This is a genomic window from Roseivirga sp. AWQ4_251 (genome assembly GCF_056158225.1).
The window spans coordinates 2,410,051-2,436,446 of record NZ_JBSWSW010000001.1; the positions used below are offsets into that span (position 1 = coordinate 2,410,051).

Consider the following 26,396-nt stretch of genomic DNA (forward strand, 5'->3'; position numbering starts at 1 on the left):
TTAAATCTGAATTATACCTTCTTTAATGGCCTTTACGATAAGGCCAGCAGTGTTTTTCACGCCCAATTTGTCAATCAAATTTCTTCTGTGACCTTCTGCCGTTCTGGGGCTTATAAAGAGCTTGTCGGCAATTTCCTTCGCAGTAAACTCTTGACAGATCAGCTCAAGAACTTCAATCTCGCGAGAAGTTAGAACAAGGTTGTTTTTCAATACTGGCTTTTTCTTCGAATTGCCCTTTAAACCTGTGAGCATAGCCTGCGAAACTTCCTTTGTGAAATAATAACCCTCGTTATTAACACTCCTAATTGCCTTTTCGAGGACTTCAGCTTCTGAATCTTTCAGCAAATAGCTGTTCGCTCCCAATTCCATCAAATAAGCCATCATTTTAGAATCGTTATAAGTGGTTAAAACAATCACACCCAAATCCGGGTAAAGAGGCCTAATTTCTTTCAAAGCATCAATGCCGTCCAAAACGGGCATGTCCAAATCGAGCAGCACTACATCCACATCTTTTTCTCTCAATTGACCTAGCAGCTCTTCCCCATTAGAGCATTCGAAAACAAGGGAAATTCCTTCCATCTGGTCCAGCAAAAAGCGGATTCCCTCGCGAAAAAGATTATGATCATCGGCTACAGCTACTCTTATCATTTCGAATTATATTAATTGCTTTGTTGATTTTACAGTTTTTTGCTCGTGGGAAAACTTCGAGAAATAAGTTCAAGTTTGATGCCTTGCTCCTGCTTCAGCACAATCATTTCACCCTCCATCAGCTTTAATCGGGTCTCGATATTTTGCATCCCCAAACCCTTTTCAATTGTCTTTTTTGAATCGAAACCCAATCCGTTGTCCCGATAAATCAACTTTAGCATTTGATCTTGTCCCAAGATTTCGATCGTGATTTCTGAAGCTTGAGCGTGTTTGAGGGTATTGTTAATTAGCTCTTGCACAATACGAAACCAGTTCAGCTCAAATTCTTTATCTAAAGAAAGATTATGAGGGCTTTTAAATTCAAGATGAGCGCCACCTGCTTCGTTAATTTGATCGGCCATGTTGGCAATGGCTTCTACCAAACCCAATCTTTCCAAAACTACAGGTCTTAAATCGTGAGAAACGCTGCGCACACTAACCATTGTTTCGTCCAATAAACTCAAGGCTTTTTGTTTTACCTGATTAAAATTATTGGGTTCCGAATCTTGACTTAAATGCCTGAAATATAGTTTTGAAGTTGTAAGCATGGCTCCTACTTCATCATGCAAATCCTTTCCAATTCGGTTTCGCTCCCTTTCTTGGCTCATCAAATTGGCCCTGAGCAGCTGTTGCTGATACTCGGCTTCCTTGGCTTGATGTTCCTTTTGTTGGCTAAGCAATCTCCGTTGGTAAGCCACAAAGAAAAGCACAACCCCAAGGGCCAGTAGAAACAGCGCCAGTGTACCGGTGAGAATAAAGTCAGACCAGCTCATTCTGTTTTGGGGCTATTTTCATCAATCCAATGGTGTAAAGGCCGTTCATAATGAGATAGAGAATGATGTTCATAATCCAAACCATCACGATAACGTCAACCGACATTTTCAACACATAGGTGGTTGAAACAAAGAGCAAAAGCGAACTGGTGTAATAAATCAACACCGAAAGGTTAATCCAAAACTGAGGGAGTTTTTCCAATTTCAATACGGGAGGTTTTCTCAACAATTGAAAAAAGTACATGATTGAAAAAGCAATCAGCAATAAATTACTCAGCACAATGGCATGGCTGTTAAATGTGTCTATGGTTTGAAGAAACAGACTGTTTAAAACAGAAAGTAAAGCAAAAGCCAAGGCTAAAGCATAAATCCGCTTTGGCTTTACCAAATCGGACAACATTCTGCCATACATAATGCTCATAATTACAAATTGCAAGGGCACATAAATGTGGTAAACCCAGAGATTAAACTGGCCTTTTTCTCTGAGTATATAAGTAATACTATCATTTAGCAGCGCCAAAAGCACAGCAAGCCACAAAACCCTTTGCTCGTAATTCAATCTTTTAAAAAATATTCCTCCCACAATTACTGGAATAAAAATGAGGTAAAAGGATTGCTTCGCATAACCCTCCACAATCCTAATCAATTCTGAATCAGCCAAGTCTCTGTATTTATTTGGTTGAAATAAATACAAGTTAGTCACTTGAATCTTACACCAACAGGCGTTTTCAAATTATTATCCTAATTCTGTTTACACGGATCATCTGGTTCGCCAGGTCGGCAACACAGTGGTGGACAAGCTTGAACAAAATCCAAGAAATTCGAATCATCGTCTTCATCATTATAATCTTCATGCGGCAGCGCCAATTCTTTATTCGCTCCCACAGGATTATTCACTTCAATGATTAGAGTGAACAAATCTTCATTATAAAATGCATCTGATGGATTAATTCCAAAGTGGATAATGACCTGAGAATTATCACGCAGAATTTTACCCAGTGCCTCTAAGTTTTTGCCAACCACAGGATACATCAAAGCCCTGTAATAGGTCAATGAGTAAGGATCAATTTTTCCTCTTTTGGTAAAAATATGCTCTCCTGGTTTTTTTGGCCCAACACTGCTAAAAAAAGAGCCCATGGTAGTGTATGGCGTAAACCACCAGTTAATACACAACTGATCTTTCAGTTCGGCTGAAATCCCAAATTTCCTTCGATTTGGCATTTCCTTAGACTTGTTGCTCACGTAAACTTTACCCATATCAGAAGCGGAAGAAATAAATTCCTGAGTTGTAGGATTCAAGTCATCTACCGATTTTTTCGTTTGAAAAGAGAAAAAGACCATAAAGCCATTTTCTTCATCAACTGCCAACTGCATAGAAAGGCTCGATAAATCGTCAGAAAGGCACTTTCCGACAGCTTCTCTAAATTCTGTTGAAGCGGTGCCCAAATCGATGGCCGCTAAACGCGCAAATTCATTAGTGCAATTACAGTCCGACTTTACTTCTTGATTTTCTTTAAAAAAAAGCGAAGCAATATCTCTGGCTTGAACATCGGCCCATTTCGCCCGCATGGGAGCCACAATTGTTTTGTCTACAAGTTTCATTTGGTTCTCTTAAAAAATTAGAATGATTTACTATTCAAGTATATAATTTATTCTCAACCTCTTATAACCTAAGTTTTATTACAGGTAAAAATACCTACAGAATTGAGTAGTAATGCAAAAGCCAAAACAACATTAAAGGAAGAAGATATCTCTCAATTTCATCTTACAAAAACCAACAACAAACACATCGAAAATACTTGTTACAGACAAACACATGAATTCCGCAAAAAGCAAATACCAAACCCGAATCTTTTACTAATTTTGCGGCTGTAAAAAGTACACCCAAAACCCCTTTCTAATGATTCAGTTTTTCGATGCAGGGAATGACAAAATCTATGCAGTAGGTTTGTCTAAACCGCTCCAAAATCAAGACATACCCAAGCTCAACTGGCTATTCGGAAATTCCTCACTTATCGATGCTGACTCGCTCAGCGGCCATTTTGTAGGCCCAAGAAAGGAAATGATTACGCCTTGGAGTACAAATGCTGTGGAAATCACTCAAAACATGGGTGTTTCTGGCATTGAAAGAATTGAAGAATTCGATAAGGTAAACCCTGACGATATTGCTTACGACCCAATGCTTCAGGTACTTTATAATGGCTTGAATCAAGAAATTTTCACTATCGATATTCAGCCAGAAGCGGTTCTTTTCATAGACGATATGGCAGCTTATAACCTCAAAGAAGGTTTGGCTTTAAGTTCTGAAGAAATTGAATATCTAGAAGACGTAAGTAAGCAGCTTGGCAGAAAACTTACTGACGGTGAAGTGTTCGGTTTTTCTCAAGTAAACTCGGAGCACTGCCGCCACAAAATTTTCAACGGAGTTTTCATTATCGATGGAAAGGAAATGCCAACTTCCCTTTTCAAATTGATCAGAAAAACTTCGGAAGAGCATCCAAACCGATTGGTTTCTGCCTATAAAGACAATGTAGCTTTTGTAGAAGGGCCAGTAGTAGAGCAATTCGCTCAAAAAACTCAAGACAAAGCCGATTGGTTTGAAACCAAAGATTTTGAATCAGTAATTTCATTAAAAGCTGAGACACACAATTTCCCGACCACAGTAGAACCTTTCAACGGTGCTGCCACTGGTTCAGGAGGAGAAATTAGAGATAGAATGGCGGGCGGAAAAGGTTCTATGCCTTTAGCTGGAACTGCCGTTTACATGACTTCTTATTCTCGCTTAGAAAAAGACAGAGCTTGGGAAGCCAATATGCCAGAGCGTAAATGGCTCTACCAAACTCCAATGGATATTTTGATCAAAGCTTCTAACGGAGCTTCTGACTTCGGAAACAAATTTGGCCAACCGCTTATTTCGGGTTCAGTACTGACTTTCGAACACGAAGAAGCTGGCAAAAAATATGGTTTCGATAAAGTGGTGATGATGGCTGGTGGTATCGGTTATGGCAAAAAGAAAGACGCCCTAAAAGATAGTCCAGAAACTGGCGATCAAATCGTAATCATGGGTGGCGACAACTACCGCATTGGCATGGGCGGTGGCGCTGTATCTTCTGTAGACACTGGCGAATTTGCTAGTGGCATTGAATTGAACGCGATTCAACGTTCAAATCCTGAAATGCAAAAGCGTGTTTACAACGCTGTAAGAGCTATGGCCGAAATGGACGAAAACCCAATCGTATCCATTCACGATCATGGTGCCGGTGGTCACCTGAACTGCCTTTCTGAACTGGTAGAAGAAACTGGCGGAACCATTGACGTTAAAAAATTGCCTGTGGGTGATCCTACCCTTTCTGACAAAGAAATTATTGGCAATGAATCACAAGAGCGCATGGGGCTTGTGATGAAGCAAAAAGATATTGAACTTCTTCAGCGCGTAGCGCAAAGAGAAAGAGCTCCGATTTATGTAGTGGGCGAGGCTACGGGAGATCATCATTTTAAATTCGAAAACAAAGAAAGCGGCCAGAATCCAATCGATTGGAACCTTTCTCACATGTTTGGTTCTTCGCCTAAAACTGTTTTGGAAGATGTTTCTCAGCCAAACCAATTTGCTGACGTAGCTTATGACACTTCTAAAGTGGAAGAACATCTTTCAGCTGTGCTTCAATTAGAAGCGGTAGCTTGTAAAGACTGGCTTACAAACAAAGTAGACCGTTGCGTTACCGGCCGTGTAGCAAAACAGCAAACGGCTGGCCCAATTCAACTTCCTTTGAATAATGTGGGCGTAATGGCTTTGGATTACCGTGGCAATAAGGGCATTGCTACTTCAATTGGACATGCCCCAGTTTCTGCTTTGGTAGATCCTGTGGCAGGTTCTCAGCTTTCAATCACCGAAGCACTCACCAACTTAATTTGGGCTCCAATTCAGGATGGTTTGAAAGGAGTTTCACTAAGCGCTAACTGGATGTGGCCTGCGAAAAATGAAGGCGAAAACGCCAGACTTTACAAAGCAGTGGAAGGTGTAAGCAATTTTGCTTGCGACTTAGGAATCAACATTCCGACAGGAAAAGATTCTATGTCCATGACTTAGAAATACGAAAACGATGTGGTTTATGCGCCAGGTACGGTAATCATTTCTGCCGTAGGCGAAGTAACCGACTTGAAAAAAGTGGTTGAGCCTGTGCTTCAGCCTATCGTTAATTCAACGCTTCTTTATATCGACCTTTCGGAAGACGAATTCAAATTGGGAGGTAGCTCTCTAGCGCAAGTGGTTGGCAAAGTAGGAACGTCTGCTCCTATTGTTAAAGACAGCAACAAGTTTGCAGCTGCCTTCAATCTGATTCAAGCCCTTATCGAAGAAGAAAAAATATTAGCAGGCCACGATATTTCTGCTGGTGGTATGGTTACCGCACTGCTTGAAATGTGTTTTGCTCAGAATGAATTCGGCCTTATGGTTGACCTTTCTGCTATCGCTTCTGCTGACGATATCCAGTTGTTATTCTCTGAAAAACCAGGATTGCTTGTTCAGATTTCGAACGAACATGATGTTGAAATCAAGGAAAGATTAGCAAAAGCTGAAGTTGCTCATTACGAAATTGCTGTGCCTGTTTTAGCGGGTAAAGATGTTGTGGTTAAAACTTCTGCTAAGGAATACACTTTCAATATTGAAGAGAAAAGGGACACTTGGTACAAAACTTCTTACCTACTTGACAAAAAGCAAAGTGGTTCTGCCATGGCCAATGAGCGTTTCCAGAACTATAAAAACCAACCTCTACAGTTCACTTTCCCTGAAGATTTCCAAGGTCAATATGAGGCTTTAGGCTTGAACCCTGACCGTAAAGAAGCTTCTGGAATTAAAGCGGCCATTATCAGAGAGAAAGGTGTGAATGGAGACAGAGAAATGGCTTATGCGATGCATTTGGCTGGTTTCGATGTAAAAGACATTCACATGACAGACTTGATTTCTGGAGCTGAAGATCTTAGCGATGTGAATTTCATTGCCTTTGTAGGTGGCTTCTCAAATTCAGATGTTTTGGGTTCGGCAAAAGGTTGGGCTGGTGCTTTCTTGTACAATGAAAAAGCAAAAGCTGCACTAGACAACTTCTACGCTCGCAAAGACACGCTTTCATTAGGAATTTGTAATGGATGCCAGTTGATGGGAGAATTAGAGCTTCTTTACCCTCAGCACAAACAACATCCGAAATTGCATCACAACATTGCAGGCAAATTTGAATCTGGTTTTGTGAATGTTTCTATTCCTGAAAATGACTCGGTGATGCTGGGTTCATTGGCAGGAACAAGACTGGGAATTTGGGTAGCACATGGCGAAGGGCGTTTCTCGCTTCCTGAACAGGAAAATGAGTACCACGTAATTGCAAAATATTCTTACAAGTCTTATCCTGCTTCACCAAATGGCTCTGATTATCATGTAGCTGGTTTGGCCAGTAAAGATGGTAGACACTTGGCTATTATGCCTCACTTTGAGCGTTCCATCTTCCCTTGGAACTGGGCACATTATCCACTAGAGCAAAGAAAAGATGTACTTAGCCCATGGATTCAGGCCTTTATGAATGCTAAAAACTGGGTAGCTGAAAGAGTTTAAAGTAAAAACCTATAACGAATTAGAATCCCAATCTTAACCGATTGGGATTTTTTGTTTGTGGTGAATGGTGTTTTCATACCGAAAAGCATGAACTTAGACTCTATACACAACTCATTCAACCTCTATCAACTGTTCGAGGTCTTGTAAGGTATTAGCTTCTTCTATGGATTTATCTTGTCGCCAGCGATGAATGCGAGGGAAACGAACCGCGAAGCCAGATTTATGGCGAGTGCTTTTAGCAATGCCTTCAAAAGCTATTTCGAAAACCAGCTTTGGTGTTACCTGCCTAACTGGCCCGAATTTATCTATCGTATTTCGTTTTACAAAAGCATCTACCTGGCGGATTTCTGCATCGGTTAAACCAGAGTAAGCTTTTGCAAAAGTCACCAGTTCACCATTATGCCATAGACCAAAAGTATAATCGGTATAAAGGCCAGCGCGCCTTCCATGGCCACGCATGGCATAAGTCAAAACAGCATCAACCGTGTATGGGTCGACTTTCCATTTCCACCAATTCCCTTTCTTTCTACCAACTTCATACACTGAATATTTGCTTTTTAACATATAGCCTTCAGCACGCAATGCTCTAGCGTCTTCATTATTAAGTTCAGCCCAATTCTTAAAATCCACCTTTTCTGAAAGCAGTAAATTCGGATGATTGAGCTTTTTTACCAGCTTTTCCAAAAAGGCTCTTCTTTCTTGAAGTGGTTGCTCGCGGAAATCCTTTCCTTCAAATTCGAGAAGATCATAAGCCATCAGAATAATCGGGACATCTTTCTTCAACTTTTCACTGACGGACTTTCTTCCAATGCGCGTTTGCAAATCGTTAAAGCCCATAACCCCGTCATTCTTCCATGGTAAAATTTCCCCATCAATAACAACTCCATTTGGGAGTACATTTTTCAGCGCTTCTAATTCAGGAAATTTATCCGTAATTAATTCTTCACCTCTCGACCAAAGAAAGATTTCATGATCACGATGGATAAGCTGCCCACGAATTCCGTCCCATTTATATTCCACTTGCCAATCTTCGGGATTTCCCAATTCAGGAAGCTCCTTTTCCAAGGCATAAGCCAAATAGAAAGGATAGGGTTTTGATAAATCGAGCTGATCATGCTTGGGGAAAAGCAGTTGTTCAAAAGTGATTTCTTGAGGGGTCCAATCACCTGAAATCCGAAACATAAGCTCATTTTCTTCAATTCCCGTGGCTTTGCTCAAGCCCTTTACCATAATCTTTTGGGAAACACCAACTCGAAAATTATCCGTAATGATTTTATTGAAAACAAATCTTTCAGTAGTATCCAACTGGCTCCAAGCATTTAAGATGAAGGTCCTTTTTTCCTCTTCTGACCGATCTTTTAATGCAATAACTTTTTCAATCCAGTAAGTTAAGCTGTAATCTGACGCTGCATTTTGTTCGATCAAGAGCGTGATGGTTTCGGCCAAATCTCCAACTATATGGTATGTTTCTTCAAAAAGCCAAAGTGGAATGTTTGCAGCTTCGCTACTCCACTGCCGGAGCAATCGGGTGTTGACTGTTCTTTTTGGCCTTCTGTGAGAAAGAAGAGCGATTGTCCAGAGTTTGTCGGCATCATTAGCTGCTGCGAAGTAATCGGCAAGCGCATTTACTTTCAAAGTGGTTTTGGTGGTTTCGTCCAGCCTTTTGAAAAGAGCAGCAAAATTCTTCATTCTGTCTCCTTTTCGCTTCCCTCTCCTATTTCAGCCAACTCACCTTCAAATTCTGTGCTTTCTACAGTAGCGTCTAAACCTTGGCTCTTCAACCATTCAGAAAAAATCCCTGTATACCCATGTGTGCAAATGACTCGCTCTGCTCCGCTCAACTTGATCGCTTCATTTAAATCGTTCCAATCTGAGTGATCGGACAGCACAAAACCTCGGTCTACCGACCTTCTTCGTCTTGCTCCTCTCAGTGCCATCCAACCAGAGGCAATTCCAGTAGAATAAGGTTTAAATCGGTTCATCCAAGGCCCGCTGATCGCAGAAGGCGTAGCCACAACGATATTCCCCATAAAGTCTGACTTCTTTAATTCCGGAGTTACCCGAATCGTATTTTGAACCGACACTCCAGCATTTCTAAGAACTTCATTCATATTTTCAACAGCACCGTGGGTGAAAATCCTTCCATTCACCTCGTCAAGCATAGAAATAATGCGTTGTGCTTTCCCTAGTGCATATCCTCCAATTACTGTGGTTAGGCCTTGCTCTTTATTAGCCCTCCACCAAGCATTGATTTCTGTTTTCAATTCTTCATCAGAGGGCCATTTAAAAACGGGCAGCCCAAAAGTGCATTCAGTAATTAGGGTATTGCACGAAATAGGCTCAAAGGCTTCGGACAATTCATCTCGTTTTAACTTATAATCACCAGTTGCAACCCACACTTCACCTTTATATTCCACCCGAACTTGAGCAGAACCAGGTATATGGCCAGCAGGAAAAAGAGTGAACCTCACTCCGTTTATGGAAAAAGTCTCACCGTATTCTACTGTCTCAATTTTACAATCAGCTCCCAATCGATAATGGATCACAGGAGCGGTTAAACGATGCGTGAGATATTGCTGATGACCGTAACGTGCGTGATCAGAATGACCATGGGTAATAATCGCCCTTTTTACAGGTTTCCAAGGGTCTATATAGACATTGGCCTGTTCGCAGAAGATTCCATGATTGGTAAAAGCTAATAGAGGAGCCAAAGCGTAGTTTTTCTTTAGTTGAAGAACCTTTACACCAAGGAAAAGTTTGGCGAAATCTTACTTCTCAAAATATCGATAATCTCTTTCGCAAACTCCATACAACACATTTTTAATCCTTTGAATCTTATAAATTTTATTACATTTGGTGAATACACTTAAACACTATGTACCGGCCATTTTTTTGATTTCGCAATGAACACTGTGGGGAACGATTTTGTGAATGAAAGCGAAAGACTGAAAGATCTTTTAAGCTATCAGATTTTAGATACTTTACCAGAAAACGAACTTGATGAAATTGCAAAAATCGCAGCACTGTCTTGCGATATGCCGATTTCTCTGATTTCGTTAATCGATGAAGAAAGACATTGGTTTAAATCAACAATTGGTTTTTCGGTAAGCGAAACCACACGGTCAGATTTCTTCTGCCATTACACACTCGCTAATCCTGAAGAAGTACTGGTTGTGAGTCATCCACATCTGGATAATCGATTTCAAGACAACGATTTGGTCACCAGCAAAACCAACATTAGATTTTACGCGGGTGCGCCATTAATCAGCCCTCAGGGCAATGTGTTAGGCACGCTCTGTGTGCTGGATAATGAATTTCGAGAGATCTCCGATAGTCAGATTGAAGTTTTAAAACTCCTGGCAAAAAGGGTTATGGATCATTTGAACACCCGGAAAACGATGTCTGATCTCGCTGAGAAAATTGAGTCAAATGCCCATCGTTTACAAATGCTTACCTCCAATTTTCATGGTGCTATTTATCTTTACAGGCTTACAAAGGATGGAAAAAACCACTTCGAATTTGCAAGTGGCGGCCTCTCTTTTATTCACCCTGACTTAGAACCCGAGTACATCATACAAAACCCTGAATCTGTTTTTGATAATGTGCATCCTGAAGATCTCCCGATTGTTAAAAAGTCAATGGCTTTTGCTGTTGAAACTATGACAGACTGGAATTTTGAATATAGGGTCATCAATAAAGATCAGATTACACGTTGGCACCGTGGAAAGGCTAAACTCGAACAACAGCCCAATGGTGATATTATGTGGTATGGCACCATTCAGGATATTAGTTTGCAGAAGGAGTATGAGAATACTTTGGAGAAAATATCTTTCGATATTTCGCATGTACTTAGAAGACCAGTGGCTACTCTACTAGGTTTGGTAAATCTTTTTGAAGATCTTTCGGAAGCCAACCAACACGAAAAGGAACAGATTGTATCGAACATCAAGCTAGTATCAGCGGAACTCGATGACTTCACCCGTAAACTCTATAAAATTTACGATTCCAAAAAAAGTGAATTGACCAGCGTTGCCGCTATCGATTGATAGTTTCAGTCATTCCACCATTACATCATCATTTTCTATACCTGCTCCAGAACAAACTCTGGCATAATTGGTATAATTAATAAACTCAGATTATGATCAGAATTTCGTTCGCAGCTTTAATCGTTATATTCCTATTTTCCTGCCAAGGAAAGAAAACTGAACAAGAAACCGTTAGCAATTCCAAGCAAGAAACTGAGCTAAATTCATCTTCCGAAGGAGGTGTTGCTAGCATTAGAAACATTGAAGATATCCGATCAGAGTTCGACTTCATTACTTCGCAACGCGCTAAAAAACAATTAGACACAGCCTCCTTTTCTTATGACTGCTACGGTGAGAAAAATGGGAAAGTAACCTATTTATCCGATAAAACCGGAGTCAGAATGATTGTGCATTCTTATAGTGAATACAGCCATTTTTCAGCCACTGACCAATATTACATCAAAGACAACCAGTTGTTTTTTGCTTTTTATGATGAAGTAGGCTGGAGCTTTGACGAAGGCTCACAATCTGAAAATGGAACTAAGGATGAGATCGTAGAAAAACGTTTCTATTTCGTGAACCAAGAATCAATTAAATGTTTAGAAAAGAAATTCACCACCAAATCTTCCTCTGAAGAAAATCCCCAATCGGTTGATACTCCAAATCAAGAAGTAGACTGTAATGAAAGTAAGGCTGTTCTCAAAAAATTTGAAATGCTTTTGAAGCTTAAGGATAAAGAGGAGGAAATTACTTGCCTTGATGAAATAGGCTAAACATCAAAAACTATTTAATATTTCACTTACAAGGTTCATTCTAAACAATGAGCCTTTTTGCATTTTGGATATTTGAGTTTGCGCTTTTGACATTGAAGACTATAATTATTCAAGAAAGCAAATTTAATATTAGAAAAACCACGTAGAAGGCACAATTATTGAGTATAGCGAATTTGACAATTCTTTAGTTAAACTACCTAAAAACTAAAATTCATGCAAAAACTCACAATCATTGCAGTATGCCTTTTCATTTCAGTAATGGCATCAGCCCAATCCCCTACTCCTAAAGTTCATGAGGCAGGGATTACCTTTAATAACTTAGATAATTTTGGGATGACCTATCGCGTGGGCAACGACAAAAGCCTATGGCGATTTGGAACCGTTTTTATCTCTGGTTCAATTACGGATACAAAGTCCGCAAATACCAATTCAAATAATAAACAAGGGGGTATTGGTTTTGAAATTGGTAAAGAAGGCAGAAAACCAATTTCTGAAAATTTTGTATTGAGGTATGGCCTGGACTTAGCTTTCTCTTATAGTGGAGCAAAAGGTGAAACCAATAACAGTGCAAATTCTTCCAAAGCCTCTGTTTACAGCAACCAACTTCAATTTGTCTTAGGATCGAATTTTAAAATAGCCGATAATCTTTTTTTAGGTGCTGAAATACTTCCTAATGTTGGTTATTCTCATAGCGTAAATACTACCGTGAATAACGATTTATCAGAAAGTAAGGTCACCAGAAATCAATTCTTCTTTGGTCTTTCTAATGGTTCGGCTCGCCTCTCTATGGTTTATAGGTTTTAAAGACCTTTTTAAACAAAAGCAGCTCAATTGAGCTGCTTTTGTTTTTCATTATTATCTAGGCTGATTTAAAATCGGTCCAAATTCATCACTTTGTCCCAAGCGGCAACAAAGTCTTTGATAAACTTCTCTTTAGCATCACTTTGTGCATAGACTTCAGCTAATGCTCTCAATTCAGTATTAGAACCGAAAATCAAGTCTACACGTGTGCCTTTCCATTTGACCTCACCTGTTTTTCTATCTCTACCTTCAAACAGATCATCAGCTTCGGAAACAGCTCTCCACTTAATACCTAAGTCAAGTAGGTTTACGAAGAAGTCGTTTGTCAAAGTTTCTGCATGATCAGTAAATACACCATTAGTGGAATTATCATAATTAGTGTCCAGCACTCTCATTCCACCAACCAAAACCGTCATTTCAGGAGCAGTTAAGGTTAAAAGCTGAGCTTTATCGATCAACATTTCTTCAGCTGAAACTGCATATCTACTTCTTTCATAATTTCTGAAACCATCGGCTGCAGGCTCTAAAATAGAAAATGCTTCTACATCAGTCTGCTCTTGCGATGCGTCTGCTCTACCTGGCGTAAACGGAACTGTGATTTCATGACCTGCATTTTTAGCAGCTTGCTCAATTCCAACACAACCGCCAAGCACAATAAGATCAGCAATAGAAACCTTCTTATTACCAGTTTGTGTAGAGTTGAATTCTTCTTGAATGCTTGTTAAAGTGTCAAGAACTTTAGAAAGTTGAGAAGGATTGTTTACAGCCCAATATTTCTGCGGAGAAAGACGGATTCGTGCACCATTTGCACCTCCACGCATATCAGAACCACGGAAAGTTGAAGCCGAAGCCCATGCTGTAGACACCAATTCTGAAATTGACAAACCTGAAGCCAATATGTTAGACTTTAGTGCAGCAATATCACTTTCATCAATCAATTCATAGTCTACTGTAGGAATTGGATCTTGCCAAATCAAATCCTCGGCTGGCACTTCTGGTCCTAAATATCTAGCCTTAGGCCCCATATCTCTATGAGTCAATTTAAACCAAGCTCTAGCAAAAGCATCGGCAAACTCACTTGGGTTCTCGAAGAATCTTCTCGAAATCTTTTCATAAGCAGGATCCATTCTTAAAGCCAAATCTGTGGTCAACATAAATGGAGCATGGCTTTTAGATTCGTCATGAGCATCAGGAACCAAACCAGCACCAGCACCATTCTTAGGCGTCCACTGATGAGCACCTGCTGGACTTTTCGTCAATTCCCACTCATAGCCAAATAAATTCTCGAAGAAGTTATTGCTCCATTGGGTTGGTGTTGTAGTCCAAGCACCTTCCAAGCCACTGGTAATTGTGCTACCAGCATTGCCCGTTCCAAATGAGTTAGACCAACCTAAGCTTTGCTCAGCAATACTACCTGCTGCTGGCTCTCTTCCCACATATTTACTAGGATCGGCAGCACCGTGAGTTTTACCAAAAGTGTGACCACCAGCAATTAATGCTACCGTTTCCTCATCGTTCATAGCCATTCGGCCGAAAGTTTCTCTGATATCACGAGCGGCAGCTACAGGATCAGGATTTCCATTTGGGCCTTCAGGATTTACGTAAATTAGCCCCATTTGAACGGCAGCCAAAGGATTTTCCAGATCGCGATCGCCAGAATAACGCTTGTCTCCTAGCCACTCGGTTTCTTTACCCCAATACACATCCTCTTCCGGATGCCAAATATCTTCTCTACCTCCAGCGAAACCGAAAGTTTCAAAACCCATTGATTCCAGTGCGCAGTTTCCTGCAAGAATCAACAAATCAGCCCAAGAGATTTTCTTACCGTATTTCTGCTTGATTGGCCAAAGTAGCAGACGGGCTTTATCCAAATTGGCATTATCTGGCCAGCTGTTTAATGGTGCAAAACGCTGCGAACCAGAACCTCCACCTCCTCGGCCATCAGAAATTCTATAAGTACCTGCGCTGTGCCAGGCCATACGAATAAAGAAAGGACCATAATGTCCGTAATCCGCTGGCCACCATTCTTGAGAATCGGTCATTAAATCGAAAAGATCTTGTTTTACCGCATTTAGGTCTAAAGATTTAAATGCTTCAGCATAGTTGAAATCCTCATCCATCGGGTTAGAAAGTGATGAATGTTGTCTTAAAATATTCAACTTTAATTGGTTTGGCCACCAATCACGATTTGAAGTTCCACCGCCAGCGCTGTGATTTAATTTGCCACTCATGAAGGGGCATTTGTTCGCATCGCCTGAATTTACATCGTGCAGCTTGGCATCGTGTGAATGGCCGTGAGGGTTATTCTGTTCCATAATGTGATTTAATTATTGATTTACTTACGAGATTAAATTTCGGATTTATATTAGTTATATCATTGAGATACGTATTTATATAATCTATACTCTATCGACCACACTTATGACTCCAACAGCTCCTTTTGAGCTCTTATAAGTTAGGGTTTGTTCTGCTAAAAGCGAAAGAAAATGGGCTTATTCGATGCAAGATTTGAATAGAAATTCCAGAGAAAGATTTGCCCAATTTTTAAACAATTTGGTTCAGCATTATTTTTAAAATGAAGATTACTGAGCAGCAAAAAGTTTGAGAAAATCTTATAAAATATTACTCACAGGAGCAACCGGGTACATAGGGAAAAGACTTTTACCCGTGTTGGTAAAGGAAGGCCATAAGGTGGTTTGTTGCGTTCGCGACCAAAACAAGTTCAATCCCAACCCTTCTCTTCTTTCCAAAATTGAAATCATCGAGAACGATTTAACTGACGGAGCTTCGCTTGACAATATTCCTTCTGACATCAATGTAGCCTTCTATTTGGTTCATTCGATGACCGCCTCCAGAAACTACGACCAGCTAGAGAAACAATCGGCCATAAACTTTAGAGAAGCACTTGAACATACAGCCGTCAAGCAAGTGGTTTACCTCGGAGGAATCGTGAACTCAGAAAGTCTTTCAAAACACCTTAATTCCAGAAAAGAGGTAGAAAACGAATTAGGAAAAGGCTCTTATGCGCTTACAACTTTAAGAGCGGGAATCATCATTGGCTCAGGAAGTGCATCTTTCGAAATTATCAGGGATTTAGTCGAAAAACTCCCTGTAATGATCGCGCCCAAATGGCTTAAGACAAAATGCCAGCCGATTGCTATCCGCGATGTGATCAAATGCTTAACTGGTGTAATTGGAAATTCTCAAACTTTTAATCAAAGTTTTGATATAGCTGGAAATGAGGTTTTCACTTATAAACAAATGCTACTGGGTTTTGCTATTGAACGAGAGCTGAAACGTCTCATTATAACAGTACCCGTAATGACGCCCCGGCTTTCATCGTATTGGCTCTACTTTGTTACCTCCACCTCTTACAATTTAGCTTCTTCTTTGGTCGATAGTATGAAGATTGAAGTGATCGCCAAAGATGATCGATTGATGAAACTGCTGGCCAGTGAGCCCTTGAGTTACCGAGAAGCCATTGAAAAGGCCTTTGAGCGCATTGAACAAAACGAAATTATCTCAAGCTGGAAAGACTCTACCATCAGCGGCAGATTAGACTATAAAATTTCTGACTTCTTAAATGTACCTCAGTTTGGTTGTTTCAAAGATTTCAGAAAAAAAACATACGACAATAAAGAGGCTTGCATTGAAAGGATATGGCGCATAGGCGGAGAAACAGGCTGGTATTACGGCAACTGGATGTGGAAAATTCGCGGTTTTATGGATAAAATGATTGGTGGCGTGGGTTTGAGAAGAGGCAGGACAAGCTTGAACAGAATCAACTCGGGTGATACACTTGATTTTTGGCGCGTACTATATGCGAATAAAAATGAAGGGCGACTTCTACTCTTTGCTGAAATGAAGCTTCCCGGAGAAGCTTGGCTGGAGTTTCGAATAGAAAATGAGTGTTTAACGCAAACCGCGACTTTTCGACCGAAAGGATTATTGGGCAGACTCTATTGGGCTTCAGTCTACCCGTTTCACGGCTTCATTTTCAATGGTATGATTTCGAAATTAGCCAAAAGCGAATAGAAGTTTCTTTGCAATTAATATTGTTCACAAAGAAACCTCCATTTCCATTTATTTACTCTTCTCTTAATGTATCAGCAGGATTAGCTCTTGACACTTTTAATGAATAGAAAAGTGTGGTGACTAGATTGATGGCCACAAAACCAAGCAAGGCGAACACAAAAATCAATGGTGAAATTGCTATTCTATATTTAAACTGAGTAAGCCAATCTTGAATGGCATAAATGGCAACAGGAGTGGCTATGGTAAAAGCAATAATAATTAACCACAAGTACTCCTTATTGATTAAAAAGATCAGTTGCTTAAGAGAGGCGCCAAGTACTTTTCGAATACTTACTTCTTTTCTTCTTTGTTCTGCCGAATAGGTTGTCATCGCTAATAAGCCCAATAAGGAAATGAATATGGCCAAGCTCGAAAAAGTATTGAACAGTGCTACTTGTTTAGATTCCTCTTGATAATAACGGTCTACAGCTACATCCATGAATTGATACTCAAAAGGCCTGTTTAATAAACTCTCATATTTAGCTTGAATAGCCGATAAGGTTTTATCAATTTCTCCATTGTTGAATCTTATCAGTAAATTTTCACTGCCCCGTATGTCACTATTTTCAATTACTGTGGGAGCCATCTCCGTTTTCATCGAAGCCGAATGAAAATCACTCACCAAGGCTACAATTTCCCTTTTCTTTCCAGAATAATCATAGAGATATTTACCTATGGAGCTTCCCTCCCAACCCAGTTTCTCGATAAGAGAAGCGGTTGCCACCATATTGGTTGAGTCTAGCTGATCAAAATTAAAACCCGCCTTCTTTTCTATTACATTAAGTTGAAGAGCTTCTACAATACTTTCATCTGCATCAATTACAGTTACCATGCTATAAGGCGGTCTTTCAGAAGAATCCCAATCCACAACACCGGCATACCTCGAGGTTGTACTGTAATCTCCGAACATCCAACCGGTAATGGTAGCGGAAGCCACATTAGGCATGGTCAATATTTCATTTCTCAGTACCTGAGAACTTCCTTTCAAATCCTCGAACAAAGGAATATAGGCCAATTGATGTTGATCGAAACCTAGGTCCTTTTGGCTGATATATTTCATTTGAGAATGCATAATGACAGTTACTAAAATCATTATGCTTGCCACTAAAAATTGAAAGCCAACCAAAACCCGTCTCAGCCCATTTTTACTTACAGCCGTTCCCTGATTACCTTTAATAAGAGCCAAAGGCTTGTATCTGGCAATGTAGAATGAAGGATAAAGCCCTGTCAATAATCCTAAAAACAAACCGAATACAGGAACCACCAAGAGGAATTCATAACCAAAATAATCCAGCTCAATGGCTTTGTCGGAAAGTTGATTAAAATAAGGCAACAATCTTTCAGTCACACCAAAAGCGATCAACAAAGAAAACATTGTCACCATTACGGACTCTAGCAGTTGATACTGAATAAGTTGAGTTTTTTGAGCGCCAATGATCTTTCTTAAACCAATTTCTTTAGCTCTTTTAATAGACCTGGCAGTAACCATATTCACATAATTGATTACAGCCAAAAGCAATATCACAGTACCTATTCCTATAAAAAGGTAAATAAACTTAATATCTCCAGTTTTAAATGGCCCATATTCAAAACCACTTTTTAAACGTTGATCCACTAGCGGTAGAAAGTCAAATTCATCCCCTTCCAAGAAAATCTCATAATAAGGTGTTCCCTTGGCCGATTCATTCATTTGCTCCTTTAGTTTCTCAAGGTTCGGCTGATGAGGCAGATATAAAAATGTAGCCAAATTGGTAAGAGTACCATCACTCGAAGTATCAAGCATTTCTTCATCTCCTTTGGCAATCAAAAATTCGAATTGAATAAGGCTATTTTTGGGTGGGTTCTCGCAAATCCCCGTAACCAGAAATTCCTTTTCTTTATTCAATTTGAAGGTCTTACCCACAGGGTTTTGTTTGCCGAAAAGCTTCTTTGCAAGTTCTTCAGTGAGCACAACATTATGAGGATTGGAAAAAACAGATTTGGCAGTTCCTTCGATGAGTTTAAAGCTGAAAAGCTCAAAAAAACTAGCATCCACATAAAATCCCTTCTCAGCATAAATTCCTTTGTTATCATACTGAAGTAAACTTTTACTTCCTAAACTTGTCATTCTTACGAATCCCTCAACTGCAGGAATATCTTTGGCTAGATATTCAGCAAAATCAGGTGGCGTATAGCCTCTTCTTTTTGAGGTTTCAAGATTAGTTTGATATACGCGATAAAGAGCCTCTTTCTTTTCATGAAATTGATCGAAGCTTAACTCATCACGAACATAAAGAGCAATCAATAGAAACGAAGAAAGACCAACGGTAAGTCCAAAAATATTGACTAACGAATAGAGTTTTTCTTTTCTAAGTCTTCGGAAAATAATGTGGAAGTAATTTGATAGCATTTAAATAAATTTATTCGTTTCGAAGCGTGTCAACAGGATTGAGTCTTCCAGCTTTTAGGGATTGAAAAAGAATTGTGGCCATAACAACGACACTAATAATGAGAGCTGTAAGCAGGTAAACCCAAAAGTTCAAGTCGATTCGGTCGGCATAATTAGACAGCCAATTCCTCATAAGTTCAATTGAAATTGGCAGGGCAAGCAGAAAAGCAATGAGCATAAGCTTGGCAAAACCACCTCCGAAGAGCTTCATTATATCAAAAACGGAGGCACCCAATACCTTACGGACACCAAATTCATGAGTGCGTTGGTCTACAATAAAAATGGCCAGGCCTAAAAGCCCTAAACAAGAAATGATTACTGCAAACACCGAAAAAACCAAAACCGCCTTAAATCCCTGTATTTCAATCTGTAATAACTTTGAATAATTAGTTTCTAATAAATGGTACTTTAGCTCATTCTCAGAAAAAGACGACCAAACCTTCTGAATTTCAGCTATGTCTGCCAATCCTGATTTTGTTTTAACCACTAAGGGATAGCCAAACGTATGTTTTTTATCGCTCGATTTTCTTGTAAAAACTACAGGGCCAACTTCTTGCCTTAAATCACTAAAAACAAAATCTTGAACTACTCCTACTACTTTTCCTTTTTCGTAAAAAACTTCTCCAACTGGATTCTCAAAACCCATAAGTTTGGCAGCTACTTCATTCATAATTACTGGAAAATACCGACCGCTGCTTTCTTCCAAACTTGTATGCGAAGCCTCTCCTTTAAATGAAGTCCCTGCAATAAACTTCATAGACATTGCTTCAAAAAAGGCATTATCCACTTCAAAAGTACTGAAAGGAATTTCCGTACTGTCATTGATAGGAACCATCAGTGGTTTACTCAACTCATTCGAGCTTGGAAGTCGATTTGCATAAGCCGCAGCGTGTACAGAAGAAGACTTAAGCAGTTCATTCTTGAAAGTATTTTTCGACAATCCCAGCCCATATGTATTATCCAAAACAATTACATTACCACTATCATAGCCAATATCTCGCGTTTTAAGATGATCAACTTGCAGAAACATAGTAATCACCGAAGCTATTAAGCCTATAGAACATACAAATTGAAGAATTGTAGCGAACCTTCTTAAGCCAGCGGCATTGAGAACGTTGAAACTATTTTTGGAATAACCGTTTTTTAAAATCGAAATAAGCTTACCACTAGAGAGATAAAGTGCTGGATAAATACCTGCAAGAAGTGTAAGCGCAAAAATGAATAGCACCAATCCAATAATCCATTCCTGAGAATGTAGCACTGAATAGTCCACAACTATACCCAAAGAAGTCGGCTTAAGCTTTACAATAGCTTCTACCAAGGCCAAAGCGAGTATAGATGACAGCAAAATGAGCAAAAAGGATTCGGATATAAACTGAAAAATCAACCAACTTTTGCTGGAGCCCATTATTCTTTTTATTCCTACTTCTCTCATTCTTACGGAGGCTCTGGCAGTAGAAATATTTACAAAGTTGAAAATTGAAATTACAAGTGTAGCAAATGCGATGATAAAGAGTGTCCTAAGTTGGGTGCTATCTAAGGTCGGCATTAAATTTCCGCTTGTCTTAGACTCTGAACGCAAACCAGATATTGATTCAGCATAAAAACCACAATAAAGTGGTTCAGCCCTCCATTCATCTTCATTTAAACCAATTCCTTTTACTGTTTTAGGGTAAACATATTTGTAACTCAAATCAAATAAACGCTGGTCCAATTTGGCTATTGAAGTATTAGGAGCAGTTACCACATAATTATAACAACTCGAACTTTGCCAATCATCAAGTGTAAGCTCTTTTCCCGCAAGCCGCTGTTCGGAAACAAGTACGTCAAAGTTTAATTGCGTTTTAAATTGAGGAGCCTTGCTTACTCCTTTTATAATTACGGGAACTTGGTATGAACTATCTCTATCGTATTTCGTGATATTTATAAGTTTACCAACCACATCCACAGAACCAAAAAGTTCTTTGGCTTTATCTTCGCTGACTACGGCAAAATTAGGCTGATCTAAAACCGTTTCTCTATCGCCATGAAGAAGCTCAAAATCGAAAACATTCAAAAAAGCTGAATCAACATACAACACAGTAGCAATCCCTTCCTTTCCTTCTAAAAGAAGAGGAGTTGAATTCCGTTTTTTAAAACTGGTAAACATTTCTACTTCTGGTATTTCATGGAGCACATAGGGTAAATTAGGAGCACCCATCGCCATCTTATAACCTATCATGGTGTGGCTGAGTTGATAGATTCTATCCCTATGTGTAAAATCACTTTCGTAGCTCTTTTCCTGATAGATATAAAGTGAAATCAGAAAAAAAACACTCAACCCGAGCGTTAGCCCAAGCAAATTTATAAAGTGTATGGTGCCTGATTTTCTGAAACTCCTAAGGGCAAAAACTAGATTATATTTCAGCATGTTTGATTCAGTTTTGAGCTAAAATTCTTTTTAATTATTCGTTTCGAAGCGTGTCAACAGGATTGAGTCTTCCTGTTTTCAGAGATTGAAAAAGTACAGTGAGAAAAGCGATACCAACCGCTAAAAATCCCGCTACAATAAACGCTCCCGCTGTAATGGAAATCCGGTTCGCAAAACCTAGAAGCCATTGATTCACTCCCCAAATGGCAATAGGCACCGAAAACAAGAATGCCAACACAATCAGTTTTACAAAGTCGAAACTAAAGAGCTTCACAATATCAGTAACCTTGGCACCCAATACCTTGCGAATACCAAATTCATGCAAACGCTGATCGGCCGTAAATGCTGCCAAACCAAACAAGCCCAAACAAGACACCAGAATCGCAAGAATGGTAAAAACGAGAATGGCATCTGCGGTTTGTTTCTCGGAATTGAGCTGAGCTGCAAAATTTTGATCTAAGGGATAAAGCTCCAATTCTTCGTTGGTAAACTGGCTCCAGATTTTAGCAATAGCTTCGGTCGGATTTACATCGGCTTTTAAACGAATAGCCAATTTGGAGAAATGTTCTTCGCTTTTCCAGAACATGGCAGGCCCAATTTCTTCCTTCAGAATACCAAAGTTGAAATCCTTTACCACACCAACAATGATCCGATAACCGTCAAAAGATTTACCGATTGGATCTTTCAAACCCAAACCAGCAATGGCTGCTTCGTTAAGAACCACCAGTGAATCGCCCGAAGGCATATTCTCGTTCAACCATTCTCCAGCTTTCATTTCTAAGCCAAGGGTATTACTGAAATGCTGGTCTGTTTGAAATCCTTGAAAAGAGAAAGAAGTCTCCTCATCCAACATTGTGGATGTAATATTTGATGCTCCATCGGCAGGAAGCCTAAACGAAAAACTTGCATCTGTAACTTCAGGCAATCTCAAAACTTCATTTCTGAAAGCCTGTTTGTCATCCTTCAAAATAGAAGCGTTTTTCACTACGAAAACCTGTTCTTTGGCAAAACCCAAATCCATGGTTCGCATATGATTTAGCTGACCGTAAATAAAAATGGCAGCAATAATAAGCGTTGTGGAAAGCGTGAATTGAAGCACTACCAGCCCGTTTCTCATCAGCTTGGCAAAGTTCATGTTGAGTACTCTGGCCAATTGCATTCCCTTCAAAAGCGGAATCATTTTAACGGAAGAAAGGTAGAATGCAGGATAAAGCCCAGAAAGCACACCCAACACCAAAGCCCCTATAAAGAGGTATAAAATCAGCTTGGGATAGCTCAAAAGCGAGACACTGATTACCGAACCCAACTGCTGATTAATCAAGTTCAAAAACAGTTCTGAAAGGCCAGCTGCTATTAACGCAGCAAAAAAAGTAACCAAAATAAACTCAGAAAGAAACTGATAAATAAGGCTAGACTTCCTCGATCCTAAAACTTTTCTGACACCAATTTCTTTAGTTCGCTGCGAAGCTTTTGCTGTACTCAGGTTCATAAAGTTAATGGCAGCAATAATCAATATAAACAAGCCAACAATGCCCAAAGTGATAACAGTTTGCTTGTCACCATTGCCCCCTACTTCAAACTGAAGCTTAGAATTGAGGTGAATATCTGCAATAGGCTTGGCAAAAAACTCCACCTTGTTTTCACCTTGTAGCCAAGCATCGAAAGTAAGATCGCTTTGGGTATAGACTACTGGAAACACAAATCGCTCAGTGAGATCGTCCAATTTTGCCTTCAACTGCTCCGTTGAAGTTCCTTTGGCAGTTTTCGCATAAGTATAGCCACCGATTCCAAACCATACACCGTCAGAATATGCCTGATTTTGATTATTGAACACCGCTACATCAAAATCCAAGTGAGATTTAAGTTGAGGATTTTCTACAATCCCTTTAACCACAAAAACCTCATCTCCTTCCGTTTTAAAGGTTTTTCCCAATGGGCTTTCATTCCTGAAAAGTGTTTTGGCAAAAGCTTCGGAAATCACAGCATCACCAGGCCCTTGTATTGCATTTTCAACTTTCCCTTGCAAAGGATAATCAAAGACTTTGAAGAATGAAGGATCAACCCTGAGAAGTTTGTTGACCTCCACTTTTTGATCTTCTACTTGCAGCTTTACCTTTCTTTCTACATTCAGCTTGGTATACTCTTCAATTTCAGGGATGTCATTGAGTTTGTACTGAAGATTATTGGTAGTCCAGGCCAGCCGCCCCATACTTAAAAAATGCTCTTCAAGCCTGAAGATTCTACTATTATCGGCAAAACTCTTTTCGTAGGAAGTTTCTTGAAAAACATAAAGAGCAATGACCAAGAACGAGGCAATCCCAATACTTAAGCCACCAATATTGAGCGAAGAAAGTAGGCCTCTTTTCGCCAATGATCGTACGGTTACTTTTAGAAAATGACTTAACATTTTACTCGTCTCTCAATGAACTAACTGGATTTGCCGTAGCAGCGCGCATAGATCTGTAACCCGTTGTTAGCAAAGCAATCAGTAAGGATGCACCAATGCTTACCAAGAAAATAATGGGGCCGATTGAAATGCTATACGCATATTGATTCAGCCAGCTTTCCATAAGAAAATACCCCAATGGGGCAGCTACCAGAAAAGCTAAGCTTACTAATACAACAAATTCCATAGAAAAGCGCGTCATGATATTCGATACCGTTGCTCCGAGCACCTTTCTGATTCCTATTTCTTTGGCTTTTTGATTGGCCATAAATGAAACCAAACCGTACAAGCCCAAACAGCCAATAAATATGGCTATGGCTGCAAAAACAGTGAGCATCTCCGACATTTTTCGCTCACTTTCATAATACTCTGCAATATTTTCGTCAACGAACTGATAATCGAATTCATACTCTTCATGAATGTCTTGCCAAACTTTTTCAAGAGACTTAAGCACCTCAGAAGCTCTCAGCATATTCACCCTTACACCCAAAGTGCGATAGTTGCGAACATCGTTATACAGCGTTACGGGATCAATTTCGCTTTCCAGAGTTCCCGTATGAAAATCCTTTACCACGCCTACAATCGTCCCCATAGTTCTACCACCAAGACGCATTCTTTGGTCGATTGCATCCACAGGGCTTTCTATTCCGACCTTTTTTAAGAAGGCTTCATTTACAACAAAACCGTTTAGGGTGTCACTTTTTGGCAACCAACTACCTGCTAATAAGCGAAGACCATAGGTTCTTAAATAATTTTCATCCGCCATTTTAAGTTGGGTTGTCAGCTCGTCTCTAACACTATCAGTTTTATAGTAATAAGCATTAGTAGCCGATATAGAACCTGAAAACGGAGGTCTGAAATTGAAAGAAAAAGTTTCAACACCCGGTATATCTTGTATTCTTGAAGCCCATGCGTCTAGAGTGGTTTTGTTCGATGGCGGTAAGTAAAGGTTTACAATTCCTTCTTGATCATAACCCATATCGGTAGACATAAAGAAATTCATTTGCCTAACCGCTACAATGGTTCCGAAAATAAGTACCTGGCAAAGGAAGAACTGAAAGAAGACTAAAAACCTACGTAAGAATAAATTTCCCTTTCCTGAAGTCATGGTGCCTTTTAAAGCATTGATTGGTTTGGCCTTTGAAAGTACAATAGCGGGATAAACGCCTGCCAAAACCGACACCACGACTAAAGTGCCTAACAAGAAGCCTAAAAGCGCAACATCCTTTAATGGAGAGAACGGAATTTCAATCCCCATAAAATCATTAATTACCAGAGGCAAAAGTCTTTCTGCAATCCCCATAGATAGTAGCAGAGACAAGAGCGTGATTACGAAAGTTTCACCCAAAAAGCGCAACATCAATTGCCTTCTGCTGCTGCCCAATACTTTGCGCATGCCCACTTCCTTAGCTCGCTTAACCGCCATTGCGGTAGACATATTGATGAAGTTAACGCAAGCCGTTACAATTAAAAACAAGCCTATGATGGCGTAAGTATAAAGAATGGATTTAGGGGCTGTTCGCTGGCTGAATGTATTGAAGCGATTGTCAAAATGATATTCTCGCAAAGAGCTCAATAAAAAAGATCTAAACTCACTCGTTTCTTTATCCCAATGCTTTTCTATAAAAGCCGGAAACTGAGCTTCAATTTGATCTGGCGTAACATTATTCTCCAATTGAACAAAAGCCACATTGTCACTGGAAATGCTTCCCCATAAATTATCGCTCCATTTTTCAACGCTTTTCTTGGTTTCCATGGAAACGAAAATGCCAAATGGGAAATCGGAGTTTTTAGGAGCATCTTCTAAAACAGCCACAACTTTGAGGTCCGTCTTTTTATCTAAGCGAATGGTTTTACCTACTGCCAACTCATTCGGAAAATATTTCTTTGCTAAAGTTTCATTCAAGGCAACCATATTGGGCTGAGTAAAACTTTGCTCAACCTCTCCATCCAAAAGCTTCCAATCGAAGATTTTAAAGAAATTGGGTTCTATATAAACCAGTTCAGGATCTTCTTCATAATATTTCACATTTCCCGACTGATCGGTAACCGAGATCAACCCATACCTCTCATGTGCAATCAAGGTTACTTCCTTAACCCCTACTACTTCATTCTTAATCGCTTCTGGCATAACCAGCGGAACTCCACCTTGAGTGTATTCACGGCCATCTTCCACATCGACATGGCCAATGCGATAAATCGAATCCAGATTAGCGTGATAGCGGTTAAAGCTCAATTCCTGCTTCACAATCAGGAACATAATTAAGCTGCAAGTAATACCTAGCGTAAGGCCACTGATATTGATAAGTGTGAAAGCCTTATTTCGGGCGAAGTTTCTTAGAAGAATTTTAAGATAGTTTTTGACCATTGTGTTGTTGAG

At 39.7% G+C, this 26,396-nt stretch carries 15 protein-coding genes and 1 pseudogene; 5 read left to right on the top strand and 11 right to left on the bottom strand.

The features are described from left to right. Genes ACXACJ_RS10580 through ACXACJ_RS10595 form a run of 4 tightly spaced genes read right to left on the bottom strand, consistent with a single transcriptional unit; the run spans position 1 to position 3,062 of the window. The gene (locus tag ACXACJ_RS10580) at positions 1-648 is read right to left on the bottom strand and encodes a response regulator transcription factor (RefSeq protein WP_475134336.1); all 648 of its coding nucleotides are present in this window, start codon (positions 646-648) and stop codon (positions 1-3) included. Positions 649-677: 29 nt separating this feature from the next. Beyond that, entirely contained in the window at positions 678-1,460 is a 783-nt protein-coding gene (locus ACXACJ_RS10585; RefSeq protein ID WP_475134337.1) for a sensor histidine kinase, read from the bottom strand. Then, entirely contained in the window at positions 1,447-2,154 is a 708-nt protein-coding gene (locus ACXACJ_RS10590) for a hypothetical protein (protein ID WP_475134338.1), read from the bottom strand. The genes ACXACJ_RS10585 and ACXACJ_RS10590 overlap by 14 nt, the downstream gene beginning before the upstream one ends. Before the next feature lie 47 nt (positions 2,155-2,201). Next, positions 2,202-3,062: a hypothetical protein gene (locus ACXACJ_RS10595; protein WP_475134339.1), complete on the bottom strand. Its 861-nt coding sequence runs from the start codon at positions 3,060-3,062 to the stop codon at positions 2,202-2,204. A 298-nt stretch (positions 3,063-3,360) separates the two neighbouring features. On the opposite strand from ACXACJ_RS10595, the pseudogene purL reads away from it, so the two are divergent. Beyond that, positions 3,361-7,059 (top strand): annotated as a pseudogene (gene purL / locus ACXACJ_RS10600) (phosphoribosylformylglycinamidine synthase). A gap of 111 nt (positions 7,060-7,170) precedes the next feature. On the opposite strand, the gene ACXACJ_RS10605 reads toward purL, so the two are convergent. Both ACXACJ_RS10605 and ACXACJ_RS10610 read right to left on the bottom strand, forming a co-directional pair. After that, complete coding sequence (locus tag ACXACJ_RS10605) at positions 7,171-8,748, bottom strand: ATP-dependent DNA ligase (protein ID WP_475134340.1); 1,578 nt, start codon at positions 8,746-8,748, stop codon at positions 7,171-7,173. Continuing rightward, positions 8,745-9,770: a ligase-associated DNA damage response exonuclease gene (locus tag ACXACJ_RS10610; RefSeq protein ID WP_475134341.1), complete on the bottom strand. Its 1,026-nt coding sequence runs from the start codon at positions 9,768-9,770 to the stop codon at positions 8,745-8,747. Before ACXACJ_RS10610 ends, ACXACJ_RS10605 begins: the two co-directional genes overlap by 4 nt. Positions 9,771-9,962: 192 nt before the next feature. Here ACXACJ_RS10610 and ACXACJ_RS10615 point away from each other — a divergent pair, with 192 nt between their 5' ends. From ACXACJ_RS10615 to ACXACJ_RS10625, 3 genes are all read left to right on the top strand, one after another. Then, positions 9,963-11,105 (top strand): GAF domain-containing protein, encoded by a 1,143-nt coding sequence (locus tag ACXACJ_RS10615; protein ID WP_475134342.1) that lies wholly within the window; start codon positions 9,963-9,965, stop codon positions 11,103-11,105. 92 nt (positions 11,106-11,197) lie between these two features. Further along, entirely contained in the window at positions 11,198-11,857 is a 660-nt protein-coding gene (locus tag ACXACJ_RS10620) for a hypothetical protein (protein ID WP_475134343.1), read from the top strand. Positions 11,858-12,070: 213 nt separating this feature from the next. Next, the gene (locus ACXACJ_RS10625) at positions 12,071-12,661 is read left to right on the top strand and encodes a hypothetical protein (RefSeq protein WP_475134344.1); all 591 of its coding nucleotides are present in this window, start codon (positions 12,071-12,073) and stop codon (positions 12,659-12,661) included. 65 nt (positions 12,662-12,726) lie between these two features. Here the strand turns inward: ACXACJ_RS10625 and katG are convergent, their stop codons facing one another. Continuing rightward, positions 12,727-14,973, bottom strand: a complete 2,247-nt coding sequence (katG, locus tag ACXACJ_RS10630) for a catalase/peroxidase HPI (RefSeq protein ID WP_475134345.1) — start codon at positions 14,971-14,973, stop codon at positions 12,727-12,729. 286 nt (positions 14,974-15,259) lie between these two features. Here katG and ACXACJ_RS10635 point away from each other — a divergent pair, with 286 nt between their 5' ends. Continuing rightward, positions 15,260-16,693: an SDR family oxidoreductase gene (locus ACXACJ_RS10635; RefSeq protein ID WP_475134346.1), complete on the top strand. Its 1,434-nt coding sequence runs from the start codon at positions 15,260-15,262 to the stop codon at positions 16,691-16,693. 52 nt (positions 16,694-16,745) lie between these two features. Here the strand turns inward: ACXACJ_RS10635 and ACXACJ_RS10640 are convergent, their stop codons facing one another. From ACXACJ_RS10640 to ACXACJ_RS10655, 4 genes are read right to left on the bottom strand one after another with little or no spacing between them, the layout of a single operon-like run. Then, positions 16,746-19,121 (bottom strand): ABC transporter permease, encoded by a 2,376-nt coding sequence (locus ACXACJ_RS10640; RefSeq protein ID WP_475134347.1) that lies wholly within the window; start codon positions 19,119-19,121, stop codon positions 16,746-16,748. Between the two features lie 10 nt (positions 19,122-19,131). Continuing rightward, a complete protein-coding gene (locus ACXACJ_RS10645; RefSeq protein ID WP_475134348.1) occupies positions 19,132-21,570 on the bottom strand; it encodes an ABC transporter permease in 2,439 nt (812 codons plus the stop codon). Between the two features lie 34 nt (positions 21,571-21,604). After that, positions 21,605-23,977 carry an ABC transporter permease gene (locus tag ACXACJ_RS10650; RefSeq protein ID WP_475134349.1) on the bottom strand — a complete coding sequence of 791 codons (2,373 nt, stop codon included), beginning with the start codon at positions 23,975-23,977 and terminating at the stop codon, positions 21,605-21,607. Between the two features lies 1 nt (position 23,978). Next, positions 23,979-26,384 carry an ABC transporter permease gene (locus tag ACXACJ_RS10655; RefSeq protein WP_475134350.1) on the bottom strand — a complete coding sequence of 802 codons (2,406 nt, stop codon included), beginning with the start codon at positions 26,382-26,384 and terminating at the stop codon, positions 23,979-23,981. Between the last annotated feature and the right edge of the window lie 12 nt (positions 26,385-26,396).